At 43.1% G+C, this 13,340-nt stretch carries 14 protein-coding genes; 7 read left to right on the plus strand and 7 right to left on the minus strand.

Annotated features, from left to right (window positions below; all coding sequences use genetic code 11):
- Nucleotides 1–6: 6 nt before the first annotated feature.
- The 5 genes from AB5Z01_RS05005 to yabP form a co-directional block, all read right to left on the minus strand.
- Nucleotides 7–270, minus strand: coding sequence for a DUF4321 domain-containing protein (locus tag AB5Z01_RS05005; protein ID WP_022287146.1), 264 nt, complete (start codon nt 268–270; stop codon nt 7–9).
- A 32-nt stretch (nt 271–302) separates the two neighbouring features.
- Nucleotides 303–857 (minus strand): S1 RNA-binding domain-containing protein, encoded by a 555-nt coding sequence (locus AB5Z01_RS05010; RefSeq protein WP_022287145.1) that lies wholly within the window; start codon nt 855–857, stop codon nt 303–305.
- 66 nt (nt 858–923) lie between these two features.
- Nucleotides 924–1,283, minus strand: coding sequence for a septum formation initiator family protein (locus AB5Z01_RS05015; RefSeq protein WP_022287144.1), 360 nt, complete (start codon nt 1,281–1,283; stop codon nt 924–926).
- A gap of 113 nt (nt 1,284–1,396) precedes the next feature.
- Entirely contained in the window at nt 1,397–1,846 is a 450-nt protein-coding gene (yabQ, locus tag AB5Z01_RS05020) for a spore cortex biosynthesis protein YabQ (protein ID WP_287214289.1), read from the minus strand.
- 222 nt (nt 1,847–2,068) lie between these two features.
- Nucleotides 2,069–2,341 carry a sporulation protein YabP gene (yabP, locus tag AB5Z01_RS05025; protein WP_022287142.1) on the minus strand — a complete coding sequence of 91 codons (273 nt, stop codon included), beginning with the start codon at nt 2,339–2,341 and terminating at the stop codon, nt 2,069–2,071.
- A gap of 150 nt (nt 2,342–2,491) precedes the next feature.
- On the opposite strand from yabP, the gene AB5Z01_RS05030 reads away from it, so the two are divergent.
- Nucleotides 2,492–3,562, plus strand: coding sequence for a GDSL-type esterase/lipase family protein (locus tag AB5Z01_RS05030; RefSeq protein WP_287214291.1), 1,071 nt, complete (start codon nt 2,492–2,494; stop codon nt 3,560–3,562).
- A 146-nt stretch (nt 3,563–3,708) separates the two neighbouring features.
- On the opposite strand, the gene spoVG is transcribed toward AB5Z01_RS05030, so the two are convergent.
- Nucleotides 3,709–3,996: a septation regulator SpoVG gene (gene spoVG / locus AB5Z01_RS05035; RefSeq protein ID WP_117857066.1), complete on the minus strand. Its 288-nt coding sequence runs from the start codon at nt 3,994–3,996 to the stop codon at nt 3,709–3,711.
- Between the two features lie 158 nt (nt 3,997–4,154).
- Between spoVG and murC the strand changes: the two genes are divergently transcribed.
- From murC to AB5Z01_RS05050, 3 genes are all read left to right on the plus strand, one after another.
- The gene (gene murC / locus AB5Z01_RS05040) at nt 4,155–5,564 is read left to right on the plus strand and encodes a UDP-N-acetylmuramate--L-alanine ligase (RefSeq protein WP_368365360.1); all 1,410 of its coding nucleotides are present in this window, start codon (nt 4,155–4,157) and stop codon (nt 5,562–5,564) included.
- Between the two features lie 45 nt (nt 5,565–5,609).
- A complete protein-coding gene (gene lexA / locus AB5Z01_RS05045) occupies nt 5,610–6,197 on the plus strand; it encodes a transcriptional repressor LexA (RefSeq protein WP_022287046.1) in 588 nt (195 codons plus the stop codon).
- Nucleotides 6,198–6,333: 136 nt separating this feature from the next.
- Nucleotides 6,334–7,041 (plus strand): zinc-ribbon domain-containing protein, encoded by a 708-nt coding sequence (locus AB5Z01_RS05050; protein WP_332009301.1) that lies wholly within the window; start codon nt 6,334–6,336, stop codon nt 7,039–7,041.
- Nucleotides 7,042–7,235: 194 nt separating this feature from the next.
- Here AB5Z01_RS05050 and AB5Z01_RS05055 read toward each other — a convergent pair whose 3' ends face one another.
- The gene (locus tag AB5Z01_RS05055; RefSeq protein WP_368365361.1) at nt 7,236–9,299 is read right to left on the minus strand and encodes an LTA synthase family protein; all 2,064 of its coding nucleotides are present in this window, start codon (nt 9,297–9,299) and stop codon (nt 7,236–7,238) included.
- A 237-nt stretch (nt 9,300–9,536) separates the two neighbouring features.
- Between AB5Z01_RS05055 and guaA the strand changes: the two genes are divergently transcribed.
- From guaA to AB5Z01_RS05070, 3 genes are all read left to right on the plus strand, one after another.
- Nucleotides 9,537–11,072 carry a glutamine-hydrolyzing GMP synthase gene (gene guaA, locus AB5Z01_RS05060; RefSeq protein WP_117905269.1) on the plus strand — a complete coding sequence of 512 codons (1,536 nt, stop codon included), beginning with the start codon at nt 9,537–9,539 and terminating at the stop codon, nt 11,070–11,072.
- A gap of 282 nt (nt 11,073–11,354) precedes the next feature.
- Complete coding sequence (locus AB5Z01_RS05065; RefSeq protein ID WP_195387973.1) at nt 11,355–12,533, plus strand: CDP-glycerol glycerophosphotransferase family protein; 1,179 nt, start codon at nt 11,355–11,357, stop codon at nt 12,531–12,533.
- Between the two features lie 111 nt (nt 12,534–12,644).
- Nucleotides 12,645–13,340: IspD/TarI family cytidylyltransferase (locus AB5Z01_RS05070; protein WP_368365362.1), on the plus strand; the 696-nt coding region annotated here is incomplete at its 3' end.

A 13,340-nucleotide genomic window follows, 5' to 3' on the forward strand; every position in this document is an offset into this window, starting at 1 on the left:
CTCTCCTTAAAGCCCCTTGCAGGTCTTTGAGAACACTATAAGCGCCGCAGCAATAGTGAATATCTGCGAGATAGTTGCATGGACCATAAGACCTATATTGAATTTTATCACATACAGGTCTATAGCAAAGCTTTCAATGCCTACATTTTTTCCCCATGCAAGCCAGCCCACATAATCCTTGCCCTCACAGACGTAAGCTATGAACGCACCAAGTATTATTCCTGCCAGCATGAAAAATATAAACGCAAAAGTCTTTTTGAAATTTTTCATGACTGAATATCCTCTGTTTTATGTATCGGTATCTATTTTCTTCTTGACGGAGATTTTCTCTTGTTGTCAATGACTTTTTTCAGATCAGAAAATCTCTCCTCGCTTGACGCCTTGAACTTGCTGAGCATATCCTCAAAATCAGCGTTTCCTGAATTGCTGTCAGCATTGTATACCGGAGGCGGATTTTTAGCAAAATCCTGTGGTGCTCTGTCTCTGTTGTGATCCCTGTTATAGTCGTTTCTAGGTCTGCCCTGAGAATTGCCTCCCTGACGGTTGAAATTTCTCTGACCACCGTTAGGTCTGCCCTCTCTGCCACCTTGGTGACCGTTCTCTCTTGGCTTTCTCTGTGGCGCAGGCTGAGCCTTCTTGATGGAAAGCGAAATCTTTCCGTCGTCGCCTAAATTAAGCACCTTTACCTTGACGGTCTGACCCTCGGTAAGATGATCCTTTATCTCGTTTACGAATGTGTTCGCAACCTCCGAGATGTGGACCATTCCTGTCGTATCCTTGTCAAGCTCCACAAATGCTCCGAATTTTGTGATACCTGTTACTTTTCCTTCATAAATTTTTCCTACTTCAAGCTGCATTTGATCTTTGTGTCCTCTCTGCAATAAAAATTCTGCTATATGAACGGTCAAAAGACCGTGTTTGCCTTAGTCGCTGTTGTTTACAATATAAAATCTGCGCTCATTAGGATAAGCATAGCCCAGCTTTTCAATAGCTATCTTCTCCATATACTCCGCCTCGTCGTCAGAACTGAGCAGCCTTGTGTATTCATCATTGAGCTGCTTGGCGGCGGTTATCTTTTTATTTATAGCGTCTGACTCTTTTCTGAGCTGTGCTATCTGCGCCTGCTGTGAGATGATAATCACCCCTGAATAAACAACAAGAGCGGCAACAGCAAAAATAGTCAGAAGCTTAACAAATCTTGATCTTTTCGGCTTTGGATTTTTTTTAGCAGCGTCCTTTTCAGCGTCAGCCGTTTCGGACGTTTTATTTTTAAAACCTAGCATTGCGTACTCCTTTTTTGATTACAAAACCGACCTTTCCATAAGCAATACCCCAATAACTGTCATGAGGCGTTACCTATACTCTTTTCTATTATACACTAATTAAAAGAGAGTTTTCAAGTGCTTTTAGAAGTTTTTTTTTGCAGAGAGGAAATTTTGCACTTTTTCACAAAACAGTCCCTGAAACCGTCTGCTCTTTTGGTAATAAATTTAACCACAGGCGAAAACGTTTTAGCAAATAGTTTTCTGATGATCGAAAAAAGGCTCCTCAGCACGGATATAACAGCGTTTCCTACAGTAAGATGTTCTATTACAGAGCCTGTTAGCATACCGACTAAAACAAACCCTCTTATAGCCCCCGTCAGCCCGGTGCAAAATGTGAAAAGTGCAAAGCCGTAAAGAAATGTGTAAATGATATCCTCAAAAAAGGTGAGTATCTTCCCATGTGGCAAAGCCACCCTGAATACCCTGAAAATATCATATAAAAGCCCCAGCCCGCAGCCCAGAACCACAGACAGCAAAAAAAGCTCCCTTTCAAGCTCTATGCTTAACTGCATCTTTTCCATTTATCTTTCCCCTTTCTCCAACCTTTTGCACCATGCAATGACATTGCATATACTTTTGGCTTAAAAGCCGCCCGAATACACACCCCCCCACTTGTAGGGGCGAACAGCGTTCGCCCGCCTGTTCGCAGTTTTTTCGGTTAATAGCTATCCAACAAAAATGCGGATATACCGACCACAATTAGCGGTCAGCCAACGGGTGACCTAAGGTCGCCCTTACATATGTTATCTGAATATCTTTCCTATCGCCGAGAGCTTTTTCTTTCTGTCCTTTTCTCCATAAACCAAAGCCCAGATATCTCCCTCCACGGAAACATCTCCCGACTCAACGCTTATTTCGTTTATGTGCAGGTCTTTGCCTTTTATCGTCAGCTCTCCAAGCTGTGTGAAAAGCCTTATCTCATCCTCGTCAAAGCTGTCAACGTCCGTCACGCCCGAAAGCTGTAAACGCTGTCTGTTTTCAAGAATGGCATTGTGCCTGCCCTGAGTATCATTCATAAAAGCACCCCCTGATATTTTTCTTATCTATGTATATTCGCTCCGTGTAAAAATATTTCTCTGAAAACGTTTTATATCCTTGACAAAAACGCCTTGAAAAGCTAAAATAAACATATGCAAAAAAACATAGTATCGAAAGGATATGAAAAAATGGCAGAGAATAAAAAGCTTATAACAGCAGATAACAGCTTTCTTACTTATATGGGCAGAATAGACTTTTCCGACAAAACACGCCCTGAGTTTTATTACGCAGGCTCAAATGTAAAAATGACTTTCACAGGCACAAGCGTATCCGCCGTGATAAAAAACCATAAGTATTTCAACATTCAGGAGCTTGGCTTTGTTATCGACGGCAAAGAGGGCAAGGTGACTTTCGATAAAAATGACGAGGATATCACCCTTGATATCGCTTGTGACCTTGAAAAAGGCACTCATACCGTCACCCTTTTTAAAAGGCAGGACGCTTCCCATTACTTTGAGTTCGTTGGCTTTGAGATAGACAGCGACGGAGAAGTTCTTGAAAATCCTCCTCTCCCTGCAAGAAAAATAGAATGCTATGGCGACTCTGTTTCTGCAGGCGCAGTGTGCGAGGCAGTTGACTTTGTTGCAAGCTGTGACCCTGAGGATCATCAGGGAGTATACGATAACGCATGGCATAGCTATGCAATGATAACAGCAAGAAACCTTGGCGCACAGATCCATAATATCGCACAGGGCGGTATCGCAATTTTCGACAACACCGGCTATTATCATGCCCCGAATTATATCGGCATGGAGTCTGTATACAATAAGCTTTGCTATTTCCCAGAGGGCGCAAAGGGCGTAACGCCTTGGGATTTTGAGAATTATACCCCTGACGTTGTGCTTTTTGCAGTGGGTCAGAACGACCCTCATAACGAGGGTCACGAGGATTTCGATATCGCCGACCCTGACTACAGAGCAAAGTGGAAAAATGCCTACAAGAGCATTATCCTTGACCTTAGAAGCAAGTATCCAAACGCAACATTTGTGCTTCTGCTGACAGTTCTCTGCCACGGTGAGGAGTGGGATAAAGCCGTTGACGAGATAGCAAACGAGCTTAATGACGAGAAGATAACACATTTCATGTTCACAAGAACAGGCAAGGCGACACCTGGTCACCCAAGACTTCCTGAGCAGTATGAAATGGCGGAGGAGCTTACAGCTTATCTCTCAAACATGGGCGATAAAATTTGGGGCTAAAAGCTAAAAGATAGAAATAATAGGGCGAACAGCACTCCCCCTACACAGGCTTTAAAAGCATCTGTAGGGGCGAACACTGTTCGCCCGTTTTTTACGCAAACTTATCGTTTCTGTGCGTCATTATTGCACTTATTATCCTGCTATAGTCAGCTTAAATCCTGCTGTTCTGCCGCCTGCCTGTCAAGCTCCATGCGGTAAGCAGAAAGTATCTCTCCCTCTATCTCATTGCGAAGCTCGCTGTCGATGGGGTGAACGATATCACGGAAAACTCCGTTGTCATCACGGCGGCTGGGCATAGCCACAAAAAGTCGCTCCTCCCCTTGCACTATCTTGATATCATGTACCGCAAAACTGCCGTCAAAGGTCAGGCTCACAACGGCTCTGAGCTTGCCCTCGTTTATAAATCTTCTGAATTTTACCTCTGTTATAGTCATTTTCATGCGTCCTTTCTTGTGATGTAATGCCTGTAGTAATATTTTTGCCTCTTTTTTTGAAAAATAATCAAAAAGGGGTTTATTTTTTTTTAGAAATGTTATATAATAAAATAAACATACATTCTGAATTATCTATTATTCTAAGGAGTATTATAAAGATGATAACAAATGAGATCTTGAAAAATATAAAGCACGTTCATTTTATCGGTATAGGCGGCTCTGGTATGTACCCTCTGGTGCAGATATTCCATTCAAAGGGATATTTCATCACAGGCTCAGACAATAACGAAACCGAAACTCTTGAAGCCGTAAGAAAGCTTGGCATCGAAGTTTTCCTCGGTCAGAAAGCCGAGAATATCAAGGGTGCAGACCTTATAATCTATACCGCCGCAATAATGGCAGATAACCCTGAGCTTATCGCCGCAAAAGCAAGCGGTGCCATATGCTGTGAAAGAGCCGAGATACTTGGACTTGTCACAAGCTGGTATACGAACGCTCTTTGCGTTTCAGGCACTCACGGAAAGACCACAACTTCTTCCATGCTCACACAGATATTCGTTCAGGAGGGTACTGACCTTTCCTGCGTTATAGGCGGAAAGCTCCCAAGCATAGGCGGCTCAGGCAAGGCAGGCTCATCACAGACTATGGTCTGTGAATCCTGTGAGTTCGAGGATCATTTTCTCAGACTTTTCCCTGACGTTTCAATTATCCTTAACGTTGACGCAGACCACCTTGAGTATTTCAAGAATATTGAAAATATCATAAAGTCTTTCCATAAGTTCGCAACCATGGCTTCAAAAGCCGTTATCTATAATGGCGACGACGCAAATACTCTGAAAGCCGTTGAGGGTGTCGACAAGGAAATGATATCCTTCGGCTGGGATAAGAAAAACGATTATTCTGCCGTTATAAAGTCCAAAAAAGGCTTGCAGACACGCTTTGAACTTTATTATAAGGGCGAGTTTGTCAGAGAGCTTACTATCCATGTTCCTGGCGACCATAACGTCATGAACGCCCTTGCAGCTATCGCCTCCGCAAGATATTCAGGCGTTTCATGGGAGGGTATCGAAAAGGGACTTGATACTTTCTTTGGCGCAATAAGACGTTTCGAGAAGATAGCCGAGGTCAAGGGCGTTACTATCGTTGACGATTACGCTCACCACCCAAAGGAGATCGAGTGTACACTGAAAGCCGCAAAGGGTCTTGATTTCAACAGAGTGTGGGCAGTTTTCCAGCCTTTCACCTATTCAAGAACAAAGATACTCATGAACGATTTTGTGAAAGCGCTTTCTATTGCAGATATTGCCGTTGTAACGGATATCATGGGAAGCCGTGAGAAAAATACCGACGGTGTTTATGCTGAACAGCTTGCAGAGAAGATACCGAATGCAGTTTGGTTCAAGACCGACCACGAGCTTGTTGACAAGCAGACTGCACAGCAGAAGGAATATAACTTCTCACAGTGTATCGACTATATAAAGAAAAACTGCAAGGAGGGCGACCTTGTTATAACTCTTGGCTGCGGAGATGTCTATAAGCTTGCAAAAAGGCTTGCAAAAGAGCTTTAGGTTTAGAAGATAAAGATTTATTGATATAACAGAAAGGACGGAGCTATGAGAAAAGTAACCGAGAACGAGAAAATGGTATTCGAGTTCATAAAGGATCGCATAGAAGAGGGATATCCGCCGACAGTTAGGGAGATTTGTGCGGAATTTGGCTTTAAGTCTACCTCAACAGCCCATAGATATATAAATAATCTCACCGCAAAAGGTCTTCTTGAAAAGGGAAATAACCAGAACAGAGCCATAAGGCTCACAGGCGGCAACGGCATGAAGATCCCCCTTGTGGGAACTGTCACCGCAGGTATCCCTATCACTGCCATTGAGGAGATAACAGACTATATAAGCTTCCAGCCTGCAAGGCATTACAGCAATCCGCTTTTTGCCCTAAAGGTAAGGGGAGAGTCCATGATAAACGCCGCTATCCTTGACGGAGATATGGTAGTTATAGAGCAGACCCCATATGCAGAAAACGGCGATATAGTCTGCGCACTTGTTGACAACGAGTCAGCTACCATAAAGACTTTCTATAAAGAGGACGGCCATTACAGACTGCAGCCTGAAAATGACACCATGGACCCTATCATAGTAGACGAAGTAAGCATACTTGGCAAGGTTGTGGGCGTTGTAAGATATCTGTAAATATAGATAAAGAAGATTTGTAGGGGCGAACAGCGTTCGCCCGTGTCATTAAAGAAAACGGGCGGATAGTCCAACATAGAGATAGAAAAAACTTCGACAAACAAAACAGTTCTAAGTGTGTAAAGGATTGGTAATAATGAGCAGACATTGTACATTCTGCGGTTCTAAGCTGGAGGACGGAGCTAAGATATGCACCAACTGCGGAAAAATGGTACCTATCGCCCCATCGGCCCAAAGACGTGGCGAGCAGGAGTTTATAGACCGTTCAAGGATACAGGGCATACCGAAGCGTGTTTACGAACACCCGAAAAGAGCCGAAGCAGAGGAAAGAATGCGACGAGAGCAGGAAGCTCGCAGGGTAAAGCGTGTAAGAGAGACAGACCGAAACAGAGAAATGAGTGCGGCAGACTATAGGCGCACTCCAACTGAACATTCAAGCAGCGGCAAAGAGAATTATGGTAAGGGCAAAAAGATACTAAAGACTCTGTTTAAGATCATAGTGGTAATACTGGTGATATATTTTGTGATCGCCTTTGTGAGAATATTCAGCGTAAGACATTCCACATACGATTTCGATACCGAAATGAAATTGGCAAGCGAAAATTACGGTGAAGCCGTTGACGCATATTTCAAAGACGGCAAGTGGAAATATAACATCTTTAAAAATCAGGTGTCCTATGAGGGAACTTCCGAAAGTGGCGACGATTATGTTATGATATTCGGCAAGAATGACGGTCAGACTGTCGTAAGGCAAATGACAAAGAACAGCAAGAAGGTCGCTTCTGACAGCATAATGAACGATGTCATGGGAATGTTCATGTTCGAGAAAAAGGTCACAGGATAAAAAAATAAGCGCATAATTATGTAGTTATTTGTAGTGGCGAACAGTGTTCGCCCGCATTTTGACACGCATTATAAAACGAAACGGACGAAGTAAAAAAGCTTCGTCCGTTTATTGCTTTGTAGGGGATCGGCGCAATTTCTGCATTGCAGAAATGCGACGTCCCACTTTTTTTGTTGTTTGTGTTTTTTTACAGCCTAATTTATACTATTGTCACGCTTTTTATCAAACATTCTGTAATACTGCACAGTTTCATATTCGTTCAGCGTGTCCTTGTATTTGTCAGCCACATCATTTATAGAATACCATTCTCCGTCAGCCATTTTGTAGCCGTAAGAGCTTATTATCGGAATGTCACAGCGTATCTTGTCAAGCTCCTGCTGATATCTCGACTTTGGGAGTCCAGCCGCTTCCATGACCTCGTTTGAAAGATAGTTAAGGCTTATATCGTCTATCTTCTCCGCTTCAACTCCCTTGTTGCTCCAAATAAGGAAAGGAGTCTGTCGAAGTCTTGAGTAATCCTCCGTCGAAAGTAAAGCCACGTCCTTGCCATAGAGATATTCCGTGAAGTTTATGATATGCGGATAATGGTCACCGAACATTACGATTATGACCTCTTCGTCCTTGTTCCTGAAATAATCTATAAGCTCTCCAAGCGCCTTGTCAGACTGATAGATAAGATTTAGATATTCCTGTGCCGCAGGGTCGTTGTAGTCCTCAAAGGTTATCTCAGACGGAACAGAACTGAGGTCATCATACGGCGCATGGTTCTGCATGGTCGCTGTCCATACAAAATAAGGCGAGCCTGCGTGTCTTTCATATTGCTCTTCAATATATCTGAAAATGGTTTCATCTGTGATATTTCCGTTGAAATATTGGATATCGCTCATTCTGTCCTGACAATTGTATATCCTGTCTTTGAATTGAAGCTGTTCATAGGCGTTGCCTATATCCCATAGTCCCTCGGAGCAAGGCGAGATAGCCTGCGTTGTGTAGCCAAGCTCGTTTAGCCAGCTTACAAGACCGTTTTGTTTGTCGTTGAGATATTGGGTGAATACCGCACTTCCCGACGGCAAAAAGCCAAGAGTGTTGCCGGTGAGAAATTCATACTCAGAGTTGCAGGAATAACCGCCATATGCCGAAACGGAAACATATCCGCTTATGCTTTCCTCCTGCAATTTGTGATAGTTGGGCAGATAGTCTTTGTTAGTCTTGAACTGAGCGATATGCTCAAAGTCTGCAAAGGATTCGTTCATGATAGCAATGATAGCAGGCTTTTTGTCAGCCTTTTGTGCCTCATACTGAGTTATGATATCCTCTGCCTTTTGAGTGGAGTAGCCATCAGGCTTCGTCACACGATCAAACATTCCGTCGAAGCAGAACATAAGGTCATAGCCTACGCACCTGTATGTGTCTGCATTTTCCGCACCTGAAAAGTTCAGCCTGATGTATCTGTTCTTTATACCAAGGTCATAGGCAAACCTGCCACCATATACGAATACGAAACACCCTGTGATAACAGCTACACCCGATATTATCCTGCTGCGTATTTTTATCTTCCTTACTTTTGTCGTCACCGTTACAGCGAAAATAAGAATAAGATCACAAAGCACAAACATCACGTTGCCGTCTAAAAACAGTGAGTACATTCCGTTTATCTCACTGACTGACTTTATGTTGGCAAGGTCGGCAAACTGAACAGGATTTCCCCTGAACTCGGTGACATAATACTGTGCCAAAGCATATATGGCAAATATGACGTTCACTCCGCAAAACCAGGCGTGTGGCTTCGGGAATATCACCGCACCTATAAGATATAAAAGCCAGCAGAGCAATATTCCAAGGAGAATGTAAAGCACATTGCTCTTTGGAAAATATGACCCCATTACAAAGTCCGGAAGAAAATAAGAATTTAGTCCAAGCATAAAAGCCGCCGTGAAAGGGTCGATGCAGCCTTTTGTTTCGCTCTTTTTCAGCTTCTTTTGCATTGAGAAAAATTCCGCAATAATAAATACCAGTGCCAGCTCAACAGCGCAAGCCCCTATAAGCGCATAATTTCGTTCTTTCGGCAGGAAGTTGTCTTTGTCCATGTATATGCCCAACAAAGCACAGATGACTCCTACCATTATAACTGCCACTATGGCACTTATAAATCGTAATGTTTGCATTCCGTCAGGCGACGCAAACCATGTTCCTATTTTTTTCAGCAAGCCTTTTTTATCCTTTGCCTGCTGTGTTTGAATGTTTTGTTGTTCTTTCATTACAATATACTCTTTTCTGTTGATTTACACGCATTTTACAATACCTATTTATTATAACATAGCTATTAGCAAATTACAACAGCTAAAATCAACGAATATTTTCCTGCTTGATGTCAGGTGTTCACAATTAATTTACCCCATGCTTCAAAGAGTGTGTAAATTGCTCTTGAAAAAGGGACGGCAACGTGTTATAATATTTATGTATTTCAAAAAAACATAAGGAAAAGAGGTAAATATATGTCACATGAGAAGATACTGGTGCTTGACTTCGGCGGACAGTACAATCAGCTTATCGCAAGACGTGTGAGAGATCACCACGTTTATGCAGAGATAAAAAGCTTTGAAACTCCACTTGAAGAAATAAAAGCAGCAGGCTATAAGGGCATAATCTTCACAGGCGGACCAAACTCCGTTTATGATATGACTTCCCCGCATTATGACAAGGCTATACTTGACCTTGGCATACCAGTTCTCGGCATCTGCTACGGCTGTCAGCTTATTTCATGGATGAGCGGCGGAAAGGTAGAAAGCTGTAAAAAGAGCGAGTACGGCAAGATAGAGATAACAGCCTCCGCAGAGAGCAAGCTTTTCAAGGACGTTCCTGATAAGAATATCGTATGGATGAGCCATACCGACTATGTCAGCGAAGCACCTGAGGGCTTTGTTATCACTTCCCATTCAGATGATTGCCCATGTGCGTCAATGGAGAATGCAGAGAAGAAGATATATGCCGTTCAGTTCCACCCTGAGGTAACTCACAGTGAGTATGGTAACGTCATTTTGAAAAACTTCCTTTACGAGGTCTGCGGCTGTAAAGGCGATTGGGTAATGGATAACTTTATCGAGAACACAGTTGCAAAGCTTAAAGAGCAGATAGGCGATAAGAAAGTAGTTTTGGGACTTTCAGGCGGAGTTGACTCATCAGTTGCCGCAGGACTTATCAGCCGTGCAGTGGGCAAGCAGCTCACCTGCGTGTTCGTAGATCAGGGCCTTATGAGAAAAGACGAGGGCGACTTTGTTGAGGAAACTTTCACAAGACTTTTCGATATGAGATTTGTAAGAGTAAACTGTCAGAAGCAGTTCCTTGAAAAACTCAAGGGCATAACAGATCCAGAGGAAAAGAGAAAGACTATCGGAACAGAGTTCTATAAAGTGTTCTGGGATAAGATCAGAGAAGAGGCAGACGGCGGATTTTTCGCACAGGGTACTATCTACCCTGACCGAATCGAAAGCGGAAAGGGCGACGCTGCCACAATAAAAACTCACCACAATCAGGTGAAAATGCCTGAGGACATCAACTTTGACGGCGTTATAGAGCCATTGGGCGACCTTTTCAAAGACGAGGTAAGAAAAGTCGGCGAAAAGCTCGGCATACCAAAGGAGCTTGTATGGCGTCAGCCGTTCCCAGGTCCAGGACTTGGCGTAAGAATAATCGGTGAGATAACAGAGGATAAGATAAAAGTGTTGCAGGAAGCAGACGCCGTTTTCCGTGACGAGATCAAGAAAAGCGGAATTGAAAGCAGCCTGAGCCAGTTCTTTGCAGTTCTCCCGAACGTCCAGACAGTAGGCGTAATGGGCGACCACAGAACTTATGACCACCTTATAGCTATCAGAGCCGTAACAACAGACGACTTCATGACAGCCGATTGGGCAAAGATACCATACGATGTTCTTGCAAGAATATCCAACAGGATAACAAACGAAGTAGACCATGTAAACAGAGTAGTTTACGATATAACCTCAAAGCCACCGGGAACGGTGGAGTGGGAATAATACGATACCCCAAGGCTGTGAACGCAACTCGTTCACAGCCTTTTTCACACTCACTTTCATTATTCAAAATATTTTACATAATTACAAATACCCCCTTGACACTTCTGCCGTTCTGCACTATAATACTACACAAGAGAACTTTTTTAGCGTTGTGCATACGTTAAAATGAGCATAATAAAGCTAAGAAAATAAGCTTTTTTGTGAGATGTGCCGCAAAAGTGTCCTGTTATTTGTTAAAGTGTAGACAAACGGCGCATAATATGATATAATGTAGGGTGAGAAATGAGCGGTTTAAAACAGGCGGTCAGAAACACTGCCAAGATCATAATGTTCAAAGGAGTATATCCCCTTTGCTATAAAGTGTCAAGCCTTAGACCTTTGAGAAAAAACAAGGTCATCTTTGCCGAGATAAGAAGCGGTACGCTGACGGATAGCTTCCGTTATATCTATGAGGAGATAAAGACCAGAGGACTTGATCCGCAGGTCTATTACGTCCATAATAATAAGGGCGGAATGGGCTATCTGCTGAGATATCTGAAGCTTACTTGGCTAATGGGAAACGTGGGTTGCGTTTTGCTTAACGATACCTGTAATCTGTTCGGCGCTTTTAAGTTCAGAAAAGGCACAAAGGTCATTCAAACATGGCATTCCTGCGGAGCTTTCAAAAAGTGGGGAGAAAGTATCACCGACCTCTCTTTCGGCGAGTCGCTGGAAGAATTGAGAAAGTTCCCTGCCCATACAAGCTATACACTTTGTACCGTCAGCAGTAAAGAGTGCATATGGGCTTTCAAGGAAGCTTTCGGCTTTGACCTTGATAATAATAGCGTGCAGGCAATAGGCGTATCTCGTACCGACTTTTTCTTTAAAGAGGAAAATCGTGTGAAAGCCTTTGAAAATCTTTATAAAAATTGCCCGAACGCACAGTATAAAAAAGTCCTGCTCTATGCCCCGACCTATCGTGGGGACGCTGATAAGGCTTATATCCCCGAAAAGCTGGATATAAAAGCCCTTAAAGAGAATTTCGGCAGCGAGTGGGTGCTTCTTGTAAAAAGACACGGCTTTGTTAAAAAAGAGTGGGATATCCCCGAGGATTGTCAGGACTTCGCCTTTGACATAACAGAACATATGCCTATCGAGGATCTTCTTTTTACTGCCGATATGTGCATAACCGATTATTCTTCGCTTATTTTTGAATATTCGCTCTTTGAAAGACCTATGATATTCTACGCTTTTGACCTTGACCAGTTCTATGACTATAGAGGCTTTTATTATCCCTATGACTATAGCTTTCTCCCGGGACCAATAGTTAAGACCAATGAGGAGCTTATAAACGCCATAAAGCAGGGAAAAGCCGACCCTACTGTCATTTCTGATTTCAGAGAAAGATTTATGGGCGCTTGCGATGGCCGTTCTACCGAAAGGATAGCCGATTATATTATGTCACAAAACAGCGAATACTAAGTAGGGGTGAACAGCGTTCGCCCGTTGACTGCCGAAACTTTATCGGCGTATCACAATGATTTATTTGTCAGATACATTATTATTATATAAATATCAGTAAGGAGTTTGTTTATGATTTACGGTGCAATGCTCGCAGGGGGATCAGGTACAAGAGTTAAAAGCTCAAAAATACCAAAGCAGTTTATCGAGATCGGAGGTAAGCCGATCATAATCTATACCCTTGAAAATATGCTCAAGGTAAAGAGATTCGATTATATCTATATCGCCGTCCATAAGGACTATGAGGACTATATGAACGAGCAGGTGAAAAAGAATATTCCTGAAAGCGAAAAGGTAAGGGTGATCCTCGGTGGCAAGGAAAGAATGGATACTATAAATAATGTCACCACCGCTATCACAAATGATAACGGACTTCATGATGACGATGTTATCGTTATCCACGATGCCGTAAGACCTTTTGTTACAGAGAAGATACTCAACGATTCCATAGATTGTGCCGCAGAATACGGTGCTTGCGTCTGCGGACTTCCATGTGCAGATACTATCCTCCATTCAAAGGGAGGAGAGTATGTTGAAGATATCCCTGCCAGAAGCGAGCTTTACAGCGGACAAGCTCCTGACAGCTTCCGCCTTGCCCACTTTATCCAAATGCAGGATAACCTCACTGAGGAGCAGAAAAAAGTCATCACAGGCACTTCGCAGATATGCACAATGAATAACCAGCCTATCCACCTTATAGAGGGCGACGCTATTAATTTCAAGATAACAACAGACAGCGACCTGCTTATTGTCAGAACGCTGCTTGGC

Origin of the sequence: Ruminococcus sp. RTP21359st1_H3_RTP21359_211015, from assembly GCF_040909065.1 — a bacterium.
In the GTDB taxonomy this organism is placed as follows: domain Bacteria; phylum Bacillota; class Clostridia; order Oscillospirales; family Ruminococcaceae; genus Hominimerdicola; species Hominimerdicola aceti.